Source organism: Parahaemophilus parainfluenzae (genome assembly GCF_001053575.1).
In the GTDB taxonomy this organism is placed as follows: Bacteria; Pseudomonadota; Gammaproteobacteria; order Enterobacterales; family Pasteurellaceae; genus Haemophilus_D; species Haemophilus_D parainfluenzae_S.
This window is the reverse complement of record NZ_JVSL01000022.1, coordinates 22,283-44,318: the sequence shown is the minus strand read 5'-3', so window position 1 is coordinate 44,318 and position 22,036 is coordinate 22,283. Positions and strand designations below refer to the sequence as shown.

General features: G+C 40.3%; 19 protein-coding genes. 9 read left to right on the top strand and 10 right to left on the bottom strand.

Going from position 1 to position 22,036, the window contains the following annotated elements:
* Nucleotides 1–7: 7 nt before the first annotated feature.
* Nucleotides 8–1,723 (top strand): proline--tRNA ligase, encoded by a 1,716-nt coding sequence (gene proS, locus AC979_RS04520; RefSeq protein WP_049369887.1) that lies wholly within the window; start codon nucleotides 8–10, stop codon nucleotides 1,721–1,723.
* A gap of 64 nt (nucleotides 1,724–1,787) precedes the next feature.
* On the opposite strand, the gene deoC is transcribed toward proS, so the two are convergent.
* Nucleotides 1,788–2,462: a deoxyribose-phosphate aldolase gene (gene deoC / locus AC979_RS04515; RefSeq protein WP_049373048.1), complete on the bottom strand. Its 675-nt coding sequence runs from the start codon at nucleotides 2,460–2,462 to the stop codon at nucleotides 1,788–1,790.
* Between the two features lie 110 nt (nucleotides 2,463–2,572).
* Here deoC and AC979_RS04510 point away from each other — a divergent pair, with 110 nt between their 5' ends.
* The 7 genes from AC979_RS04510 (at nucleotide 2,573) to hslO (ending at nucleotide 9,407) form a co-directional block, all read left to right on the top strand.
* A complete protein-coding gene (locus AC979_RS04510; protein WP_049373044.1) occupies nucleotides 2,573–3,076 on the top strand; it encodes a protein disulfide oxidoreductase in 504 nt (167 codons plus the stop codon).
* A gap of 52 nt (nucleotides 3,077–3,128) precedes the next feature.
* The gene (gene rfaD, locus AC979_RS04505; protein WP_049373042.1) at nucleotides 3,129–4,052 is read left to right on the top strand and encodes an ADP-glyceromanno-heptose 6-epimerase; all 924 of its coding nucleotides are present in this window, start codon (nucleotides 3,129–3,131) and stop codon (nucleotides 4,050–4,052) included.
* Nucleotides 4,053–4,150: 98 nt separating this feature from the next.
* Nucleotides 4,151–5,194, top strand: coding sequence for a lipopolysaccharide heptosyltransferase II (gene waaF / locus AC979_RS04500; protein ID WP_049373040.1), 1,044 nt, complete (start codon nucleotides 4,151–4,153; stop codon nucleotides 5,192–5,194).
* Nucleotides 5,191–6,096 (top strand): DMT family transporter, encoded by a 906-nt coding sequence (locus tag AC979_RS04495; protein WP_049364722.1) that lies wholly within the window; start codon nucleotides 5,191–5,193, stop codon nucleotides 6,094–6,096. Before waaF ends, AC979_RS04495 begins: the two co-directional genes overlap by 4 nt.
* A complete protein-coding gene (rfaC, locus tag AC979_RS04490) occupies nucleotides 6,093–7,046 on the top strand; it encodes a lipopolysaccharide heptosyltransferase RfaC (protein ID WP_049373038.1) in 954 nt (317 codons plus the stop codon). Before AC979_RS04495 ends, rfaC begins: the two co-directional genes overlap by 4 nt.
* 165 nt (nucleotides 7,047–7,211) lie before the next feature.
* Nucleotides 7,212–8,342 carry a porin gene (locus AC979_RS04485; protein ID WP_049369880.1) on the top strand — a complete coding sequence of 377 codons (1,131 nt, stop codon included), beginning with the start codon at nucleotides 7,212–7,214 and terminating at the stop codon, nucleotides 8,340–8,342.
* Nucleotides 8,343–8,540: 198 nt separating this feature from the next.
* On the top strand, nucleotides 8,541–9,407 hold the full coding sequence (gene hslO, locus AC979_RS04480) for an Hsp33 family molecular chaperone HslO (RefSeq protein ID WP_049368103.1): 867 nt from the start codon (nucleotides 8,541–8,543) through the stop codon (nucleotides 9,405–9,407).
* Nucleotides 9,408–9,449: 42 nt separating this feature from the next.
* On the opposite strand, the gene AC979_RS04475 is transcribed toward hslO, so the two are convergent.
* Nucleotides 9,450–10,274 (bottom strand): alpha/beta hydrolase, encoded by an 825-nt coding sequence (locus AC979_RS04475; protein ID WP_049373113.1) that lies wholly within the window; start codon nucleotides 10,272–10,274, stop codon nucleotides 9,450–9,452.
* A 257-nt stretch (nucleotides 10,275–10,531) separates the two neighbouring features.
* Here AC979_RS04475 and pckA point away from each other — a divergent pair, with 257 nt between their 5' ends.
* On the top strand, nucleotides 10,532–12,148 hold the full coding sequence (gene pckA, locus AC979_RS04470) for a phosphoenolpyruvate carboxykinase (ATP) (RefSeq protein WP_049368104.1): 1,617 nt from the start codon (nucleotides 10,532–10,534) through the stop codon (nucleotides 12,146–12,148).
* 95 nt (nucleotides 12,149–12,243) lie between these two features.
* On the opposite strand, the gene AC979_RS04465 is transcribed toward pckA, so the two are convergent.
* The 8 genes from AC979_RS04465 to AC979_RS04430 all read right to left on the bottom strand — a co-directional run bounded on the left by AC979_RS04465 (nucleotide 12,244) and on the right by AC979_RS04430 (nucleotide 21,969).
* Nucleotides 12,244–12,519: an HmsD gene (locus tag AC979_RS04465; RefSeq protein ID WP_065420546.1), complete on the bottom strand. Its 276-nt coding sequence runs from the start codon at nucleotides 12,517–12,519 to the stop codon at nucleotides 12,244–12,246.
* A 3-nt stretch (nucleotides 12,520–12,522) separates the two neighbouring features.
* Entirely contained in the window at nucleotides 12,523–13,722 is a 1,200-nt protein-coding gene (gene pgaC, locus AC979_RS04460) for a poly-beta-1,6-N-acetyl-D-glucosamine synthase (RefSeq protein WP_049373036.1), read from the bottom strand.
* A gap of 52 nt (nucleotides 13,723–13,774) precedes the next feature.
* Nucleotides 13,775–15,691, bottom strand: coding sequence for a poly-beta-1,6-N-acetyl-D-glucosamine N-deacetylase PgaB (pgaB, locus tag AC979_RS04455; protein WP_049373034.1), 1,917 nt, complete (start codon nucleotides 15,689–15,691; stop codon nucleotides 13,775–13,777).
* A gap of 21 nt (nucleotides 15,692–15,712) precedes the next feature.
* A complete protein-coding gene (gene pgaA, locus AC979_RS04450; RefSeq protein WP_049373032.1) occupies nucleotides 15,713–18,130 on the bottom strand; it encodes a poly-beta-1,6 N-acetyl-D-glucosamine export porin PgaA in 2,418 nt (805 codons plus the stop codon).
* Nucleotides 18,131–18,339: 209 nt separating this feature from the next.
* Nucleotides 18,340–19,107, bottom strand: coding sequence for a Fe(3+) dicitrate ABC transporter ATP-binding protein FecE (gene fecE / locus AC979_RS04445; RefSeq protein ID WP_049373030.1), 768 nt, complete (start codon nucleotides 19,105–19,107; stop codon nucleotides 18,340–18,342).
* Entirely contained in the window at nucleotides 19,107–20,090 is a 984-nt protein-coding gene (fecD, locus tag AC979_RS04440) for a Fe(3+) dicitrate ABC transporter permease subunit FecD (protein ID WP_049373028.1), read from the bottom strand. Before fecD ends, fecE begins: the two co-directional genes overlap by 1 nt.
* On the bottom strand, nucleotides 20,090–21,079 hold the full coding sequence (fecC, locus tag AC979_RS04435) for an iron-dicitrate ABC transporter permease FecC (RefSeq protein WP_049373026.1): 990 nt from the start codon (nucleotides 21,077–21,079) through the stop codon (nucleotides 20,090–20,092). The genes fecD and fecC overlap by 1 nt, the downstream gene beginning before the upstream one ends.
* Complete coding sequence (locus AC979_RS04430) at nucleotides 21,079–21,969, bottom strand: Fe(3+) dicitrate ABC transporter substrate-binding protein (RefSeq protein ID WP_049373024.1); 891 nt, start codon at nucleotides 21,967–21,969, stop codon at nucleotides 21,079–21,081. Before AC979_RS04430 ends, fecC begins: the two co-directional genes overlap by 1 nt.
* Nucleotides 21,970–22,036: the final 67 nt, after the last annotated feature.

The following is a 22,036-nucleotide window of genomic DNA, read 5'->3' as shown; positions in this document are numbered from 1 at the left end:
TAATTCAATGCGTACAAGTCAATATTTATTCTCAACATTAAAAGAAACCCCAGCTGAAGCGGCCATTGTGAGCCATCAATTAATGCTTCGTGCGGGGATGATTCGTCCTCTTGCTTCAGGTCTTTATAACTGGATGCCAACAGGCTGGCGTGTGCTTCGTAAAGTAGAAAAAATCATCCGTGAAGAAATGGATAAAAGCGGCGCGCTTGAAATCAAAATGCCAGTCGTGCAACCAGCAGAATTATGGGAAGAATCAGGCCGTTGGGAACAATATGGCCCAGAATTACTTCGTTTTGAGGATCGTGGTAATCGTAACTTTGTATTAGGTCCAACACATGAAGAAGTGATTACGGATTTAGTTCGTCGTGAAGTGTCATCATACAAACAACTTCCGATTAACTTATACCAAATTCAAACCAAATTCCGTGATGAAGTACGTCCTCGTTTCGGTGTCATGCGTTCACGTGAATTTATCATGAAAGATGCGTATTCTTTCCATGCGGATCATGCGAGCTTGCAACAAACGTATGATGTGATGTACCAAACTTATAGCAATATTTTCAATCGCTTAGGTTTAGATTTCCGTGCAGTACAAGCGGATACCGGTTCTATCGGAGGGAGCGCCTCACATGAATTCCAAGTGTTAGCAAACAGCGGTGAAGATGATGTGATTTTCTCTACGGAATCAGATTACGCAGCAAACATTGAGTTAGCAGAAGCGGTGGCGATTGGTGAACGCGCCGCGCCAACGAAAGCAATGGAATTAGTTGATACGCCAAATGCAAAAACAATTGCTGAGTTGGTGGAACAATTCAATTTGCCAATTGAGAAAACAGTTAAAACCTTAATCGTAAAAGGGGCAAGCGAAGAGCAACCGTTAGTGGCATTAGTCATTCGTGGTGACCATGAATTAAATGAAATTAAAGCAGAAAAATTACCTGAAGTGGCTTCACCATTTGAGTTTGCGGATGAAGCTGTTATCAAAGCAAAAATTGGTGCGGGTGTTGGTTCATTAGGCCCTGTTAATCTCAATATTCCAGTGATTATTGACCGTTCAGTGGCGTTAGTGTCTGATTTCAGCGCGGGTGCAAACATTGATGGTAAACATTACTTCAATATCAACTGGGAACGTGATGTAGCGTTACCAAAAGTAGCGGATATTCGTAACGTAGTTGAAGGTGATCCAAGCCCAGATGGTAAAGGTACCTTATTGATCAAACGTGGTATCGAAGTGGGTCATATTTTCCAATTAGGTAAAAAATATTCAGAAGCCATGAATGCAACCGTTCAAGGTGAAGATGGTCGTCCAATGGTCGTAACCATGGGATGTTACGGTATTGGTGTAACGCGTGTGGTCGCAGCAGCGATTGAACAGCATTTTGACGAGCGCGGTATTGTATGGCCAACAGATGAAATTGCGCCATTCACCGTAGCTGTTGTGCCAATGAATATGCATAAATCTGAAAGCGTTCAAGAATATGCCGAAGAGTTGTACCGCACTTTACAAGCACAAGGCGTAGAAGTGATCTTTGATGATCGTAAAGAGCGTCCAGGTGTGATGTTTGCCGATATGGAACTTATCGGTGTACCACACATGGTGGTAATTGGGGAGAAAAATCTCGCAAACGGCGAAATTGAATACAAAAATCGCCGCACCGGTGAAAAACAAATGATTGCAAAAGATCAGTTGTTAGATTTCTTAAAAGGACAAATTAAAGCTTAATTAAGTCTTTGATGATTAAAAAGGAGATTGAGGCATCCACTTCAATCTCCTTTTTTATTATTGATTAGTAATTGCTTGAGGTATTACCAGAAGTACCAGTTATAATGGCAATCCCTGCGCTTGCACCAATTCGTGTCGCACCTGCTTCAATCATGGCTAGTGCGGTTTGAGTATCACGAATACCGCCAGAGGCTTTTACTCCAATGTTGCCTACCGTTTTCTTCATTAAAGCGACATCTTCTACGGTTGCACCGCCTTTATTGAAACCGGTTGAGGTTTTAACGAATGCCACACCTAACGCTTTACAGATTTCACAGGCTTTCACAATTTCTTCTTTGGTGAGTAAGCAGGTTTCCAAAATCACTTTAAGTGGCACGCCATGACAAGCGGTTAATACAGCTTGAATGTCGTCTTTTACGGCATCCCATTTATTGGATTTAATCAAGCCGACATTAATTACCATATCGATCTCACCCGCACCCGCTTTGATGGCTTCTTGGGTTTCAAACGCTTTGACTGAGGATAAGTTGGCACCGAGTGGAAAACCGACTACCGTACAAATTTTGACGTTTGAGCCAGCGAGTTTTTCTTTGGCTAAAGGAATATAGCCTGAATTAATGCAGACTGAATAAAAGCCGTATTGAATGGCTTCATCGCAGAGCTTAAGAATATCCTGTTCTGTTTTTTCTGCAGTAAGGGCAGTGTGATCAATATACTGTGCTAATTGTTTACTATCCATATTTTTTCTCCTTATAAAATGATGTGATTATCATAACAAAATCTCTGCAATTTTGACCGCACTTTTCTGATCGATTACAATCCATTTATCCTAGATCATGAAATTTTATTGTGAAACTTAAAACATTATTAAAAAATGCGATTTCGCTCCTGCTAACGTTGATTGTCGTAAGCAGTATTCTCGATTTTATTCGTAAACCTAATATTCCGCCTGAAATCAATGCGACGGCACTTTATGATTTACAGGGGAATGCCTTCTTTTTACCCCAATTAGATCAAGCTAAGCCGACGATCATTTATTTCTGGGGAAGTTGGTGCGGTTATTGTCGTTATACTTCTCCAGCGATTAATTCACTTTCAGAAGAAGGCTATCCGGTAATCTCTGTCGCGCTACGTTCAGGAACAAATAAGGACGTGGAAGATTATTTACAAACCCATTACTATCAGTTTACAACGGTGAATGATCCTCAAGGCAAGATTGCGGATCAATGGCAGGTGAATGTGACACCGACGATTATTATTTTAAATAAAGGAAAAATGGATTTGGCCACAACGGGTTGGACAAGTTATTGGGGGCTAAAAGTGCGGTTGTTTTTCACAGAGTTTTTTGGCTAAGTGGCACAAAATCTATTACAATACACAGACTTATTTTAAAGAGGACAGAATTATGATTATCGTAACAGGTGGCGCCGGCTTTATCGGCAGTAATATCGTTAAAGCATTGAACGATATGGGACGCAAAGATATTTTAGTGGTAGATAACTTAAAAGATGGGACTAAATTCATTAACTTAGTGGATCTTGATATCGCAGATTATTGTGATAAAGAAGACTTCATTGCGTCAATTATTGCAGGCGATGATTTAGGTGATATCGATGCGGTATTCCATGAAGGGGCTTGCTCAGCGACTACTGAATGGGACGGTAAATACATCATGCACAATAACTACGAGTATTCAAAAGAGTTATTGCATTACTGCTTAGATCGTCAAATTCCGTTCTTGTATGCATCAAGTGCGGCGACTTATGGTGATAAAACTGAATTCCGTGAAGAGCGTGAATTTGAAGGTCCATTGAATGTGTACGGTTATTCTAAATTCTTATTTGACCAATATGTGCGTGCGATTTTACCTGAAGCGCAATCACCGGTATGTGGTTTCCGTTATTTTAACGTTTATGGTCCGCGTGAAGGACACAAAGGCTCAATGGCGAGTGTGGCATTCCATTTAAATAACCAAATCCTGAAAGGCGAAAATCCAAAATTATTTGCAGGCAGTGAACACTTCCGCCGTGATTTCGTTTATGTAGGTGATGTGGCTCAAGTCAACATTTGGTGCTGGCAAAATGGTATTTCAGGTATTTTTAACTGTGGTACCGGTAATGCAGAGTCTTTTGCAGAAGTGGCAAAAGCAGTGATTAAATTCCATGGCAAAGGTGCAGTGGAAACTATTCCATTCCCAGAACATTTGAAATCTCGCTATCAAGAATATACGCAAGCTAACCTTGAGAAACTTCGTGCAACTGGCTACGACAAACCATTTAAAACCGTAGCGGAAGGTGTGGCTGAGTACATGGCGTGGTTAAATAAATAAAAATATTGAACAAATAATGTCGTTCAATACTAGAAAATGAATAAAGTGCGGTTAAAATTGGTCTTATTTTTAGCCGCACTTTTGTTATAAGGTCAAGCATGAATATTTTAATTATCGGCCCGTCTTGGGTCGGCGATATGATGATGTCGCACAGTTTGTATCAACAACTCAAACGGCAATACCCTGATTGCCAAATTGATGTGATGGCGCCGAATTGGTGTAAACCGCTTTTAGCCCGTATGCCAGAAGTGCGTCATGCCATTGAAATGCCGCTCGGACATGGCAAGTTTGCCTTGTGCGAACGTTATCGTTTAGGTAAGGCATTACGCAATCAATATGATATGGCGATTGTGTTACCAAACTCCTTGAAGTCAGCCTTTATTCCTGCCTTTGCAAAAATTGCGGTGCGTCGAGGCTGGAAAGGGGAAAGCCGTTATTTCTTACTTAACGATTTACGCAATAACAAACGTGATTACCCCATGATGGTGCAACGTTATGTGGCGTTAGCTTTTGAGCGAAATGCAGTACCGAAAGCGGCAGATATTCCTGTTCTAAAACCTTATTTAACCGTTGACCCAACTCAACAAGCGGAAACCTTAAAAAACTTTGAAAAACAGACCGCACTTTTAGGCGAACGTCTGATAATCGGTTTCTGTCCTGGAGCTGAATTTGGTCCAGCTAAACGTTGGCCGCATTATCATTATGCTAAGTTAGCCGAAATGCTGATTGAAAAAGGCTATGCGGTAGAATTATTTGGTTCACCAAAAGATGTGGAAGCAGGAGAGCAAATCCGCAATGCGTTGCCAGCAGAACTGCAACCGTTTTGTTTAAATTTAGCGGGACAAACTAACCTGAATCAAGCGGTAGATTTAATTGCTAACTGTACGGCAGTAGTGAGTAATGACAGTGGCTTAATGCATATTGCCGCTGCGACAGATCGTCCATTGGTTGCACTTTACGGCCCAACGAGTCCAACTTATACACCACCATTATCTGATAAAGCCGTGATTATTCGTTTAATTGAAGGCGATTTAATTAAGGTGCGTAAAAGTACAGATAGCTCAGAAGGGTATCATCAAAGTTTGATTGATATTACACCAGAAATGGCATTAGAAAAATTAGAGGCATTATTAGCAAAATGAACCCTCTCCGCATACACTTACAATTAATCGGAATGGCTATTTTATGGGGGGCATCTTGGCCTTGGGGGCGGGTGGTTGCCCAAGCTATGCCGACATTTGTTGCCTCCAGTTTGCGATTTTTCTTTGCGATTATTCCGCTCATGATTTGGTTATATGCGGCAAATCGCTTTAAATATGCGAAACAACTAAGAGCAAACCAATGGATAGGTTTGTTTGTGACTGCCTTTTTCGGTGTTTTTGCCTATTCCACGTTTTTTATCTGGGGACTGAAATATCTTCCTGCGGGGCAAGCAGCCGTGATTGTAGCAACAAACCCTGTTTTCACGACACTTTTGGCAATTTTTTTATTTAAAGAAAAATGGAATCGATGGGTAATACTCGGAATGATTATTGCCATGAGTGGATCACTATTGGCTCTCACAAAAGGGAATTTTTTACAGATGATGGATTCATTTGGCTTTGGGCAAATATTATTAATTGGGGCGCTAATTTGTTGGGTCGTTTACACCTTATTGGCGAGAAAAGTACTCGCGGGAATTGATTCGCTCACCGCAACCACATTATCTTCTATTTTTGGTTTTTTATTGTTATTTATGAGCGCGTTATGCGTGGAAAGTGCAGACGATTGGCTTACGGTATTGAATTTATCTCAAGGTGAGTGGATCAGTTTGCTTGGTCTCGCATTTGGAGCAACAGTATTAGCCTATGCATGGTATTTTGATGGGGTGAAATACTTAGGGGCAGGTAATGCCTCAGCTTATATCATACTTGTGCCGATTTTGGGGATTTTATTCTCAGCCGTTTGGTTGAATGAACAAGTGGATTCATCCTTAATTATTGGTGGTATTTTAGCTGTATCAGGTCTCGGTATTATGCACTGGGGAAGAAGGTTAATTAAATGAAAGTATGCGTGATCAAAACGTCTTCTATGGGTGATGTAATCCATACTTTGCCGGCATTGACTGATGCGCAGCGTGCTATTCCTAATCTCTCTATTGATTGGGTGGTAGAAGAGAATTTTGCCGAAATTCCACATTGGCATTCTGCCGTGAAGCAAATCATTCCAATTGCCTTAAGACGTTGGCGAAAATCGCCTTTTTCGACTCAGACCAAAAACGAGTGGAAATCTTACCGCGCGTTATTGCAAGCCAAGCAATATGATGCCGTGATTGACGCACAAGGGCTTTTTAAGAGTGCTTTTTTTGTAACACGCTTAGCTAATGGCATTAAACATGGCTATGATTGCAAAAGTATCCGTGAACCGATTGCTTCATTTTTCTACGATAAAAAATACACTATTTCCTATCAACAACATGCGGTAGAACGTATTCGTCAACTTTTTGCGCAAGCCTTATCTTATCCATTACCGAAAGAAAAAGGGGATTATGACATTGCTCGACATTTCATTTCCGAAGATTCTATCGAACCTTATGTGATCTTTTTTCATTCTACGACAAGAGATGAAAAGCATTGGCCAGAACGAGAATGGCGAAATTTAATCGAAAAACTGACTGCACTTTCTGTTCAAGTTCGTTTACCTTGGGGAAACGAAAAAGAAAAGGCGAGAGCAGAGCGATTGGCTGTCGGCTTATCTCATGTAGTTGTTTTGCCTAGGCTTTCATTGCATGAATTGGCTGAACAAATTGCCAATGCGAAAGCCGTGGTATCGGTAGACACAGGACTTGCCCATTTGACTGCCGCACTGGATAAACCCAATATTACGCTTTATGGCGCAACAGATCCGACCTTAATTGGCTGTTATGGTCAAAATCAGCATTATTTAACAGCGAATTCAATGGAAAACATTACCTCAGACCAAGTATTTTCTGCGCTTAATTTATTAATTAAATAGGCGATAAAATAATCGAATATGTATTTATCTGGATTGATTTTAGTCAAAATATTGCCTATTTTCTGATAGTTGGCAAAATTTAGGGTTGACCATTTAGGTTGTAGTGTATAAACTGCAAAAAGTTCAATTTTTTAATAAACTTCATTAAATAATAGGGAAAGCGTTATGAAAAAAACACTTCTTGCTTTATCTGTAGCGGCATTAGCAGCAGGAGCAGGTTCTGCACAAGCTTATAACTTCCACATTGACCAAACTGGTACAGATGTTGATTTTTACGGTTCTTTACGTGTTAAATGGGAAAGCACCTCTAACAAAACTAACTATGTAAACGGTGATGTAACTAAAGAGCACATCAATCACGCAGTTGATAACGACAACTCACGTTTCGGTTTCAAATTAAAACAAAGCTTAGGTGGGGATTTCTACGCTTTAGGCCGTGCGGAATGGCGTATGCGTGGTGATGCGCCTTCACAACATGATTTTGACCATGTTTATACTCGCCAACTTTATGCTGGTTTTGGCCACAAACAATTCGGTGAGTTAACTTACGGTAATATGACAACTATTACTGATGAAGTAACACAAAGTGATTTAGCAAATACTTATAGCTTGACTGATGGTTTATTAGAGACTTCAGCTCGTCGTGTAACACAATATGTTTATAATGGTGACTATGGTTCAAATAAAGTGAAATTTGGTGCGTACTACGGCGGTTCAAGCAAACGTAACATCAAAAACGTAGATTTAAAAAATAACCGTAAAAACACTTGGGGTACAGGTCTTATCTTTGATCATGAAATTGATAGTATCCAAAATGTAACTGTCGCAGCAGGTTTCACTCGTGAAATCTCTGAAAATGCTAACAAAACAGCATATTACAGCAATGCTTACGCTTTAGGCTTAGCATATAACTTTGTTCACACTACTTATGGTTTAGACTTTGCTCACAAAGATACTAAAAATAAAGATGGTGCAGGTAACAAAGTAAAAAATAATGAAGTGACCGCAGTAATTCGCCAAGGTTTAAATGAAGACTGGAATGTATATGCAATGTATTCTTACAAAACTGAGAAAACTTTACCTGTAGGTTCTGCATATTCAAAATCAACAGATCGCCAATTCTTAGTGGGTACTGAATACTATGTGTATAATCAAGGTTCATTAAAAGTGAAACCATTCTTAGAATGGCAAGCTACTCGTACTAAATACGAGAATACCTTCGATAAAGACTCAGGTAAACAGCTTGATCGTAGCCGTGACTTCAAAACTGTTATCGGTTTACGTGCATACTGGTAATTTATCAGTTTAATCTTATAAAACGAGCGGATAGTGAAAGCTATCCGCTTTTCTTTTTGGCTTGTAATTTTGATTTTCACCCCCATAATACTGCACAGGCACGAAGTGCGGTAACAAAACGACATCTTTTTTGAACGTTTTAGATTTATTCACAAAATTGACCGCACTTTTTACTCAAAGAATAAATAGGAACAAATAATGAATTATACTCAAGATAATGACAAACTTTACCGTTACCTTTTTCAAAACCGTGCAGTGCGTGGTGAATGGGTGCGATTAAACCAAACTTTTACTGATACCTTGAATACCCATCATTATCCAAAAGCAGTACAAAACTTATTGGGTGAGATGATGGTAGCGACTAATTTGTTGACCGCAACATTAAAATTTAACGGTAATATTACTGTTCAAATTCAAGGTGATGGCCCATTAAAATTAGCTTTAGTAAATGGTAATGACCAACAACAGATCCGTGCATTAGCACGTGTACAAGGTGATATTCAAGATGGTATGAGCCTTCATGATATGATCGGTAAAGGTGTGTTAGTGATTACGATTGCTCCAACTGAAGGTGAACGTTATCAAGGCGTTATCGGTTTAGATAAACCAACGATTACGGAATGTTTAGAAGACTATTTTGTCCGTTCAGAACAATTACAAACCCAACTTATTATTCGCACAGGTGAATATGAAGGCAAACCAGTTGCTGCAGGGATGTTGTTGCAAATCATGCCAGATGGTCAAGGTACACCAGAAGATTTTGAGCATTTAACTACTTTAGTTGCAACCGTAAAAGATGATGAGTTATTTGGATTGCCCGCAGAAGAATTGCTTTATCGTTTATATCATGAAGAAGTAGTGGAAGTTTTTGAACCGCAAACTGTTTCTTTCTTCTGCGGTTGCTCACCTGAGCGTTCAGGGGCAGCATTATTACTGATTCCAGAAGCTGAAATTGAGGAAATCTTAGAGGAGCATAAAGGCAGCATTGATATGCAGTGTGAATGTTGTGGCACGCATTACTTCTTCAATAAAGAAGCGATTGATAAACTCAAACAAGCCCAATAAGAAAAATCCCCGTTCATGATAACGGGGATTTTTTTATGGCCTTTATTGTTGAACTTGTTCTAAACAATGTTTGATGGCATCCGGAATCGAGCCACCATGATTTTTATTGGGAATGGAAATAAACTCTACGGAATTACCTTGTTTTTCCAATATTTCCGCCAATTGATGCGCATTGATTGTTCGCATTTGTTTCCGTTGATTAATTCGTTGTAATTGTTCTTCAGTCATATTCGGATCCTCTTCAGGATGCTCTTCATAATAGCCTAATGTAATCAGAATATGTGATGGTTTTTGGCTAATCCATGGTTCATTTTGAGGTAGAAATGAGCCATTTCCCCACCAAAGAGAAGGGCTTGCCAACGTGTAATGTTGAAATAAATCCGGTTGATGGAAGAGTACATACAATCCAAATAATCCACCAAAAGAATGACCGAAGAAATATTGTTTTTCCTTATTGATATCGAAATGCTGTTCAATATAAGGCTTTACGTCTTGTTGAATAAAACGTAGAAAATCAGTAGCTTTTCCGCCTTTGGCGAATTCGGCACCTTCTGCCGGGAAAGTGTAGTCTCTCGTGCGTTCTTCAATGACATAAGCTTTATCTGATACATAACCGATACCGACAATAAGCGGGAGAGGTTTATTGGGATTGACTGCATTCACTGCCATTGGAAATTGAGCATTGCCATCTAAGGTGTAAAGTGCGGTCAGTTTTTGTGATGTTTTTGGCGGTACCGCAATAAACAAACGATAATGTTTGTTTTCAAAGGTAAAATCTTTTTGTTGAATTTGATACATTTTTTTCATGCTTTCTTGAATAGGAGGAATCTTAAAGTCAGGTTCTGCTTGAGTACTTTGTGTAAACATCAGCAGGAAAAATAAAAAGGGTAAACGCAGAAATGAGAACATGGTTATTCGGTCTTAATTTGAGAATGGTTATCACTATATAGTAAAAGTAAAGGTGAAATCAACTGCACTTCATCTTGGCTCCCCAAAACACCCTAAAAATAGGTAGGAATTTTCAATGAATGTTCAAAAATTTGATCTAGTTAACATTTTTTTTCTGGCAATTCCCCTACAATAACCATAGGAAAAATTTTTAAACTTTAATCAAGAGGTGAACTATGACTGACATTAAAAATGTAATTAAAGAACTTGAAGCCATTGGTATTCATGACGTAAAAGAAGTGGTTTATAACCCAAGCTATGAACAACTTTTTGAAGAAGAAACCAAACCAGGTTTAGAAGGTTTTGAAAAAGGTACACTTACCACAACTGGTGCGGTGGCAGTAGATACTGGGATCTTTACTGGTCGTTCACCGAAAGATAAGTATATCGTTTTAGATGATACTACAAAAGATACCGTATGGTGGACATCTGATGTAGCTAAAAACGATAACAAACCAATGACTCAAGAAACTTGGTCAAGCTTGAAAGGTCTTGTGACTAAACAACTTTCTGGTAAACGTTTATTCGTGGTTGATGGTTTCTGTGGCGCAAGTGAACAAGACCGTATCGCAGTGCGTATTGTGACTGAAGTAGCATGGCAAGCACACTTTGTGAAAAATATGTTCATTCGTCCGACAGAAGAACAATTAAAAACCTTTAAACCTGATTTCGTGGTAATGAATGGTTCTAAATGCACCAACCCGAACTGGAAAGAACAAGGTTTGAACTCTGAAAACTTCGTTGCATTCAACTTAACTGAGCGTATCCAATTAATCGGTGGTACTTGGTACGGTGGCGAAATGAAGAAAGGTATGTTCTCAATGATGAACTACTTCCTACCACTTAAAGGTGTAGGTGCAATGCACTGTTCTGCTAACGTAGGTAAAGATGGTGATGTAGCAATCTTCTTCGGTTTATCTGGTACAGGTAAAACCACACTTTCTACCGATCCAAAACGTGAATTAATCGGTGACGATGAGCACGGTTGGGATGATGTAGGTATCTTCAACTTTGAAGGTGGTTGCTACGCGAAAACTATCCATCTTTCTGAAGAAAATGAGCCGGATATCTATCGCGCAATCCGTCGTGATGCGTTATTAGAAAACGTCGTGGTTCGTGCAGATGGTTCAGTTGATTTCGATGATGGTTCTAAAACTGAAAATACTCGTGTGTCTTACCCAATTTATCACATTGATAATATTGTTAAACCAGTCTCTCGTGCTGGTCACGCAACGAAAGTTATTTTCTTAACTGCGGACGCATTCGGTGTGTTACCTCCTGTGTCTAAATTGACACCAGAGCAAACCAAATACTACTTCTTATCTGGTTTTACTGCTAAATTAGCAGGTACAGAGCGTGGTATTACTGAGCCAACGCCAACTTTCTCAGCATGTTTCGGTGCAGCGTTCTTAACTCTCCACCCAACACAATATGCTCAAGTGTTAGTTAAACGTATGCAAGCTGCTGGTGCAGAAGCTTACTTAGTTAATACTGGTTGGAACGGTACAGGTAAACGTATCTCAATCAAAGATACTCGTGGTATTATCGATGCCATCTTAGATGGTTCTATCGAAAAAGCAGAAATGGGCGAGTTACCAATCTTTGATTTAGCGATTCCAAAAGCATTACCAGGTGTAGATCCTGCGATCTTAGACCCTCGTGATACTTATGCAGATAAAGCACAATGGGAAGCGAAAGCGAAAGACCTTGCTGGACGTTTCGTGAAAAACTTCGAAAAATATGCGACTAATGCAGAAGGTAAAGCGCTTATCGCAGCAGGTCCAAAAGCTTAATTAGAGAATATCGTATCTAATTAAACATTTCTAAAAATAACCGCACTTTGATTTACAAATCAAAGTGCGGTTTTTTTATATTAAGTTTTTGCGAGTTATTCTTTTGCTACGGTAAGAATAGACCAAATATAAGCCAATATGACCAGTACCGCAGAGACAGAAAACATGATGCTGACCACATCAACAAAAAAGAAACTTTCCAGAATCGGTTTAGTGAAGATGCGTTCCGCATATCTCGCGACAAAAGTGATGATATAAGCCCATAAAGCCCAGGTAACTAGATCTAGTACAAAGCTTTTGGCTTTAATCAGCAAGGGAAGGCTGCTACCTTTATTAATAACCATCAATTGTTGTAAAGTGGCGGTTGCCATTATTTAAACTCCTCTGTCAGGGCTTGTCCAGACAGCTAGCTTGGACTTGTTTCTAAAAATCGCTTTTGGGATTCCAACGAGTAACGTTACTGTATTGAGTAACCAATAAACGTAGGGATACCAAATGCAGGAAATTCCATATTGGATCAATCCTTTTTCATAACGTGAATCAATGTATAAACTTAAGAGACACTGTAAGAAGAAGGAAAAAAACATGATCGAGATATTTGTTTCAAACAGCTCCATGTTTTGAATACCTATACCTAAGGTAATCTTGCGGTATAGTGCAAGTGCAACCAGTGCAACTAATAAGATTGCCCAAGTTGCTGTAACAAAATATTCGGCATACATTGGCCATAGACGGCGGTTTCTCCAACGCCAGACCTGAGGGAAATATTTGAGAATGGTTTCAGCACCACCTTGTGCCCAGCGTAAACGCTGTTTGTATAAGCCATAAAGACGTTCAGGCATTAATACCCAACATAAGGCACGAGGCTCATACATGATGTTGTAACCAGCCGTTTGAATTTTCCAACTAACATCAATGTCTTCGGTGATCATGTTGGTGCTCCAGCCACCGATTTCTTCCATTACATCTTTGCGGAATAGACAACATACGCCGGATACCGTGAAAATGGTTCCCATTAGACTTTGAGCGCGTTTGATTAAACCGATAATGGAGCTAAATTCAGAAACTTGTAGACGACCTAAAATGGTGCTGCGGTTACGTACGCGTGGATTGCCAGTAACGGCGCCATAAGCACGGTTTAATTCGAGGGATTGCACCATGTAATCGATCGCATCGAAATCCAATACTGCATCGCCATCAATACAGGCTACATATTCACCTTTAGCAACTAACAAACCATGATTTAATGCACTGGCTTTACCTTGGTTTTCTTGGTGAAGCGCCACGATGCGTTCGTCAGCTTTGGCCCAACGATCAATAATTTCACCCGTGTTATCTTTACTGCCATCGTTGATGAAGATTAGTTCATAGTTTGGGTATCTGAGTTGGAGCAAGTAAGGAATAGCTTCATCTAGGTTGTCCCCTTCGTTATAGCAAGGCACCATAATGCTGACCATCGGAACACGTTCCTTTGGCATTTGTTGGAAAGTTGGTTGCCCAAGTTTTCCTTCCATAAAAAGGTAATAACACAGACTTGCAGTCACCCAATATATCGCCATTCCGGCAGGATACATGAATACGAAGATACTCACGGCTTCTAAGAATTGTTAGTTCATAAGTCAATCCTTATTGTTTTCCTGCATTCGTATTTACGGAAAAATACGGTTTCATTTTGTTCATATCCGGTTGATTCGTTAAAAAGTTATCCGGATAGTAGCCATAGCTATAAATATGATTTTTTTGTAATAGCGTCATCCAATCAATCAATTCGGATTCAGGAATTGGCTTTTGAGTCCGCCAATTCACCGCTTGGAATTCAAATAAGACTTTCTCTAATGGCGCTAGGGCTTTCACATTTTCAATGAGAGACGCAAACCATTGATAGGCTTCTTTTTGTGAAATAGGCTGCTCATTTTCCATGTATGGCATCGCCATAATGGCTGTCGTGTCGTAATTTTCGGTGAGCGTTTTTAAATTTTGTGCTAACCATTCTTCAGCATTTGGATTAGTGATCACTGAGGCATAAAGATTACGAGCCGTTTTTAGAGAATATGAACCACGCAAGAAATAAGGTTTTAACGCATCGGTGAGTTGATGGGTTAATTGGATTAAATCCTGTGTTTTTTGTTTTGCTTGTGAGCTAACCATGCCTTCAGCATGATTACCTTCAGCTCCTTCAAAATCGGTTAGGAACGCGTCATCATGGAATAAAATGCCGTTAAATTTGGCGTGGAATGACAAATCGTTATAAATGGATTTAATGATTTCAACATTCTGGTTGTTATAAGGTGAAAGACGTAAATAGGCCGTTGTTGAAGGCTTACCCGTGCGGCTATCAATGACATATTCCGCCTCTTTTACGCTTTTGCGTAAATCAAAGGCGAGTACAGGCATCCAAGCGTAGACTTGTACGCCCGCGCGCGTTTGCAATTGCCAGGCAATTCGACCAAAAATATCATCGCGAACAGGAAGATATTTATTAGGGAAATACAAGGCATCCGCTACACCATCTCCATCAGGATCGGAGAAAGCTTGAAGATAAACTGTCGTCACACCATAGCGATAGATACGCTCGATTAATTTATCAAGGTTTTTGGCTTGTTGAGCTTTATTTGCGTCGTAGACATAGTCTAAATCAACATGTAGCACACGTTGAATTTGCTTGCTTTCATCAATACCATCGAGATAGTTTTTAACGGTATTTAGATCGGTTTCTGCATTAAGTAATAAACGTCCAATATGTTTATCACCCACTTTATTGATGATTTTCTCACCTAATGAGAAATAGTGTGGCATTCCTGCTTGTCGTGCAATTTGCACCGCAACATCATTAAATTGTCCATAAGGCCACACCATTACACGTGGTTTCTTACCAATATGATTGACTAACGTTTGAACAGAACGAGTGAAATCAGATTTTAATCTGTTTTTGTAGGCATCTTCCGTTTCATATTTTCCGTTTTTATATTCAGGCGCAATCACTGCGGGCAATTGACCACCAGATGGGTTAGCATTAATACCGTTATGAAGATTATGTGTATGGGAAGCAACTTCAACGAGTCCACTTTGTTCCATTTCTTTGACTTGCGACCAAGTAGCAAAAACAGAACGATCCAGCATTTTATCGGCATAAGTGATTTTTTGATTTTCTGGCGTATCTAACCACCCCGTTACAGGCGCAAAGACAGCTGGGTAGTTATAGGCCTTTAATAGAGGGAAGACCACGTTGTACATGGTCTCATAGCCATCGTCGAAGCTTAGTAATACCGCATTATCAGGTAATGTGCCTTTACCATTTTCAGCATCGATAACTTGCTGCCAACTGATCACGTTGTATCCGTTTTCTTTTAACCAATTAAAATGTTTAATTAAGGTTTGGGCTGAAATCGTTTGAGGAAAATACTGTTTTTGATTTTCAGCCGCACTTTCATCCACAACTGAGTGATAGGCTAATACGCCATAACGATCTTGCGAAAAGGCAAAAGCAGAGAAAAGGGAAAGCGTGCAAATAATGATTTTTGCAAAATGTTTTAGAGATCTCATAAGGTTATACCGCTTAAGTATTTAATAATAAATAGAGAAGTTTAAATTTCCGAAATTGTTGAATTCAGCACTGCCGTCGTAAATATTCTTTTTACGCCCGATTTCATAAGACACGCCAAATTTTTTACCAACACGCCATTGATGTCCGTAGCTAATCGACCACATCTTTTCTCGATTAAGTTCTGCCTGTTTATAAGCACCTACGCTGGCTTTCAAGTGGTGATTTAAGACTAAGCCATAATTAAGTGGTTGGTAGTAACTTAAATCTGCACCGAATTCCAAGCTTGTCGCTTTTAGTGGGTTGTAATATTCAGCAGAATCAATGGTTTTATTTTTGCTGTAATCGACTCTGAAATTGTTGGTTAGCGTCCAACGGTCATGTTTGAATGTATTGAGATTCAACCAGAAATTGGCTTCTTTTCTTAAGTTGCCGTCATCAAATTTCATGACGCCACCACCTAGCCCAGCTTGGAAAATATCGGAATAGGAATATGTGGTAGAGAAACCAATATCTTTGGTATACACACCTTTATTGATGGCTTTAACTGGAGTACCACTACCATTAATATTGGCATTTAAATTAAATGACCAGTGTTGGTTGAGGGTATAATTTGCCTCTGTAGAGAAATAGGCTTTATCATTAAGCTTAACGCCTTTCCCGCTTTCCATTTTCACTTGGAGTGGATAGAAATTGAGCTCTGTTCCTACGCCAATTCGGCGAGAAATGAGACTTTCTTTGTCATAAGGGGAACGAGTTTCTAAGTAATGAACGTAGAGATCGTGACCATTTGCTGTTTTCGGTGTGTAAATCGCATAATCTTGGCTACTTTCATTGCTATAACTGATTGGTGAGGTACGATGCTGTAAGCCGATACTTCCTACAATTTTGCTAGAACGTGCTTGTTCGTAATGGTTTATGAGGGATTGTGCTGACTGACGTTGTTCTTCATTCATTGCATCAATTGTTTTTGAAACTGTTGGTAAATCATTTTGACTTAAAGCAGTTTCTGCCAGGTTATTGCGTGCTTCTTGCTGATCATTTTTACTCAAAAAATAACCGGCTTTTTCAGTCCATAATTTGGCATCATCATAGTTACCACGATTTCGCTCAAGTTCTGCTTTTTGCAACATAGCCCATGGATCACCAGGCGTTTTGTTAAATAGACGATCATCAATAAGTTGCTGAGCCAATTTGCTGTTACCACGCCATAACGCTAAACGTGCCAAACCAAAATAGCGAGAATCGTAGCCTGGATTCAGAATTTTTGATGTTCGGGTATAGTCATGGATATAAACATTTGAATTCATACGCTCCAAATATTGTTGCGCCAATTCAAATTTTCCCGCATCGCTTGCAGTCAGAGAAAGTTTATGAAGTAAACCATCACTCACAGCGAGTTTATGGTTTAAGGCTTGTTGTTCAACTGATTGATAAATCGCTAATGCTTTGTGTGGTGAGCCTTTTGCTGCCCAATAATCCCCAAAGGCTTCTTCTAAATACGCAGGCACATTAGATTGAGCTTGTAATGTACTGAAGTTGTCCTCTATTTCATCAAATTTATTCAATCGGACACCCATCACAAAACGGTCTTGCAATGCTTGTTGATACAAAGGATGTTCAGGGTTAATTTTGGCCAAAAGTGCGGTCAATTCTTCAAATGATTTTTCTTGTTGTGTAGGCGTTGTCGCATTTTTTGAAGAGGTAATTGTCTTACCATGCTCAAACCACATCATGTCTTTTTGATTGAATTGATCAGGATAGGCTTTTTGTAATTTCTCTTGTAATGGTTGAAGGTTGTATTTCGATGCTAAACGATACAACTCTCTCATTAAGGTGATATTTTTTGGATTTTGTTCTAACTGACGTTGCCAACGGCCAAGTTTAGCCATGTCGGGTTCAGTGAAATCAAGCAAATAACTTTCTGCATCAAGATAGGCATTATCTTGTCCGAAACGTTTTTTATAAACACTGAGTGCATTTTTGGCAGCAGAGTAGTTTTTGGTTTCTGTGAAAGCTAATGCGCCACCAAGCCATCCATTTGGATTATCAGGGTATTGCTTTTGCAATTGGGAATAGAATACAACGGCACGATCGTATTGTTTTTCATTTCGAGCGGCTTTGCCTAAATTTTCGAGTTCATTTTGGGAAAATTGCGCTGGAGCGCAGCTTTCGCAAAGTGAAAGTGCTTTAGCGGATTGATTCGTCCTCAGATAGAGTGTCATTAAATCATCGCGCACTTTCGAATTCTGAGTCCTCTTAAATAAGGACTCAAGTTTGGGAATAGCTTGATTTAATTGGAGATCGCCTTGACGGGAGAAAATGATGATGTTTTCTCGTTCGGTATCAATAGCGGATTTTTGGGCATAGGCAACCTGTGCTAAAGAGGTACTGACACCTGCTAATAGCATTGCCTTAAAGGCATGAGATAGAGATTTCATTTTTAGCTTCTACTATATTAATAATAATTATTTATCTAGTGCTTCTTTATGTCAGACAATGTAAAGAAAGTTTAAGTTTCGTAAAGTGGTCGGATCTCTTTATAAGCTATGAAGAAATTAATTGTGGATAAAGTAGGCGCTTTAGGTGAGAAAATAGGCGTTTTAGTAAAATAAAACGCCTATTTTATATTTAGAGAAGTGATTGAATGTTATTTCAAAATAAACATCGGTGTGTTGCTGATAGGATCACGATAAATGATGACATCTAAATCAAACACATCCTTCAGCAACTCTTCGGTCATTACTTCATCAGGTGTACCTTGTGCCATCACTGCACCTTTTTTCATCACGATTAAGTGATCGCAATAGCGACAGGCTTGGTTGAGATCATGCAACACCGTAATCACCGTTTTACCGTTTTGTTGCATTTGTCGCATCATGCCCATAAGTTCAGCTTGGCGGTTTAAATCCAGATAAGTGGTAGGCTCATCGAGTAGCACTAATTCAGCATCTTGTGCAAGTGTCATGGCTAAAAATACACGTTGTTGCTGACCACCAGATAAATCGGAAACCAACTGTTCGGCGAGTTCGGCAGTTTGCGTTTGTGCCATCGCCCAAGTCACCAATTCTTCATCTTTTTGACTGAGTTTACCCCATAGATTTAAGTAAGGCGAACGCCCGTAAGCGATCAATTCGCGTACTTTGATCCCTTCTGGTACGAGGTGTTGCTGCGGGAGAAAAGCCAATTCTTGGGCATATTCTTTAGGGCTTTTTTGCCAAATGTCCTTGCCTTTATGGGTGATTGTGCCTTGCTTCGGCTTAAGCAAGCGAGCCACCGCTTTTAATGTGGTGGACTTACAGCAACCATTTGGGCCGATTAACGCAATCACTTTATTTTTCGGGAATTTTAGCGACAGATTTTTAACCACGAGTTTATCTTGATAACCTAAAGATAAATTATTGATTTCAATGCTCATTATTTAGTTCTCATCAATAAGTAGAAGAAATATGGCGCACCGATAATCGCGGTCAGAATACCTGCCGGCAGTTCCGTTGGTGGGTCAATCACCCGCGCCAAAATATCCGAAAGTTGTAATAAGAGGGCGCCAATAATCAAGGCTGCCGGTAATAGGGTGAGATGTCTGCCGCCGACTAAACGACGAGCAAGGTGTGGAGCAACCAAGCCTAAAAAGGCAATCGGACCACAAATTGCCACAGCTGTAGTGGAAAGGGCTACCGCTAACACTAAAACGCTGATTTGCACTTTATTTACGGTTACGCCCAAGGTGGAGGCTTTGTTTTCACCTAAACCAAGGGTATCGAGATCGCGACAGAAAATAAATGGCAAAGGCAGCAATACCACTAACCATGGTAATACCACATTCAAATAAGACCAGCTGCGTCCCCATAGGCTTCCTGTGAGCCATAACATAGCCGTGTTGATCTCGACCGGATTGGTCAGCATCAGATAATGACTAATGGCTGCCCACAATGCGGAAAGTGCGACCCCAATGATTGCCATTTTGATAGGGCGGAAGTTAAAACCGCACACGATCCATAAAATGGCAAAAGAGAGCACACCTCCTAAAAAGGCAAAAATTGGCATCCAGTAAAATGCTAAGTTTGGCAAGAACATCAATACCGAAACGGCAACCAACCCAGCCGCGTTGTTAATCCCTAAAATATCGGGAGAGGCAAGTGGATTGCGCACCACGCTTTGCACTAACACACCAGAAATTGCTAAGGCTCCGCCTAATAAAATCGCTAATACTGCACGGGGTAGGCGATATTCCATCAAGGTAAAATAGTTTTTATCATCAGGCTGAAAGGCCGCCCAAATTTCCTCAAAAGAAAGCGTATAAGTGCCAAGGCGAATACTCAATCCAAAGAGCAGTACCATTAGACTAAGCGTGACGACATAAAAGCTGATAGCACGAAAAGATACATGAGAGGTTCGCATTAGTGTCTTCCTCTGGCAAATAATACAAAGACTGGGGCACCGATTAAGGCAAGCACCGCACCAGCAGGCACTTCGCTAGGAAAGTTGACCGCGCGGGCAATGGTATCTGCAGCGAGCATTAAAATTGCGCCAAGTAACATCGCCATAGGGAGCGATTTTCGCAAGTCATAACCAATCCAATAGCGTGCCAGATGGGGCACTAGTAAGCCGATAAAGGCTACTGGGCCAGCAACACTCACGCTTGAACCTACAATCAATAACGCCATGATGTTAGCGTACCAACGTAAACGGAAGAGATTGATGCCTAACGAACGCGCAGATTCATCGCTTAAATTGAGTAAATTTAAACGACTAGCAAAGAATAGACAGAAAAGTGCGGTCAAAATAAAGAACGGAAATAACGTCAATAATTCATTCCAACGAGCATGTGCAATGCCGCCAGCTAGCCAACTCATAATACCGAAGGCATGATCTTCCGCGATAATCAGCACCAATTTAGTGAGTGCTGCACAAAGTAGTGATACGGCAATCCCTGCTAAAATCACTCGGCTACGATCTCCACTGTTGTCTTTCCAGCCATTGCTGATCAGCATCACCACAAACCAACTCAGACCGCCACCGATACTAGCCACTAAAGCAATGCTATAACCAGAAAGAATCAAGGGGCTAAACGCACTGGCGGTTACCATGGCAAGACTGGCTCCAGAGTTCACGCTAAGTAGTGTAGGCGAGGCAAGTGGATTGCGCGTAATGGTTTGTAGCAACGCTCCTGCCACCGCAAGATTGGCGCCTAAAATCATGCCAACTAATGCGCGCGGTAGGCGTAAATCGGCTACCGTAATTTTGGCAATTTCGTCGCCATCGGGGAGGAGCGCTTGTAAAGCTGCAAGCGGTCGAATTTCGATGGGATAATACAAAAACAGGCTTCCCCATAATAGGAAAGCCAGAATGATAAGGGGAAGCCCCCAACGGAAAGTGGACTTCATCATTATTTTTGTTTCACGAAACCTTCAATTTGTTTTGCCATAATTTTGCTCGCTTCTAAGCCACGACCGCGAGCCCACATGTCGGCGTCAACGCTGTAAACATGGTTCGCTTTTACGGCAGGAATGGCTTTCCAAAGTGGCTCAGCTTCCCATTTGCGCGCAATACTTTCATCACGATAATGGGCGATGAACAAGTATTCCGGTTTTTCCATTACTAATTGTTCAAGGTTGATTTCTACGAAAGCTTGATCACTATTGAGTTTAGTTGGGGCAAAACCTAATGTCGTTAAGAAACTACCCACATAGCCATTATCATTTTGGATATTAAATTTATCTTCTCGGGAAGTACCAAATGAGGCTTTTTTGCCTTGCACACCTAAATTTTTTGCGATGTTGGCAATGTAATCATTATGTTCATTGATTTTTGCTTTCATTTCGCTACTTTTACCGACTAAATCACCAATTTTCTGCGCGGTTTCAAGATTTTCTTGGTAGCTTTCATGACGGGAATCAAACATCACCGTTGGTGCGATTTTTTTCAATTCTTCAAATACTGCAGTATGGCGAGATGGATCAGCAATAATTAAATCGGGTTTGAGAGAAGCAATCACTTCAAGACTCGGTTGAGAACGCGTACCAACGGATTGCCATGCAGCAATTTTTTCGCGTACTTGCGGCAGAATACGATCGACTTTGTTGTCGTCAGCCACACCCACTGGGCTAACACCGACTTGGGCTAAAGCATCCACAAAAGAATATTCCAATGCCACAACACGGCTTGGGGTTTTATCAAGGGTAAATTCACCTTTCGCATCTTTAACCGTCACGGCGCTAGCGAATGCGGATACCATTAATAATGCAGAAGCTAAAGTGGTTTTGAATAATTTTTTCATAATGTGTCCTCAATAATAAAAACCATTTGGATTATACACTCAAACAATGTTATTGAGAATAGTTATA